We start from the raw sequence: 285 nt of genomic DNA on the forward strand, positions 1-285 counted from the left end.
TGCTCGCGATGGCGGCCTGCCAGCCGACCAATTTCTTGCAGGCACACTCGGATCAACTGTAGGAGCGAGCCTGCTCGCGATGGCGGCCTGATAGCCGCCTAATTTCTTGCAGATGTACTGAATACCTGTGGGAGCGAGCTTGCTCGCGATAGCGGCCTGCCAGTCGACCAGGTACATCACAGACGAACGCACCGAGCAACCAGGCCGGCCGGCAGGCCGCCTCGGACGCTGTTGCGGTGTACGCCCCCTCGTGAGGCCGAGCGCAGGTTCTGCGCAGTGGGCAAC

This window comes from Pseudomonas fluorescens, assembly GCF_000967965.1.
GTDB lineage: Bacteria > Pseudomonadota > Gammaproteobacteria > Pseudomonadales > Pseudomonadaceae > Aquipseudomonas > Aquipseudomonas grandcourensis.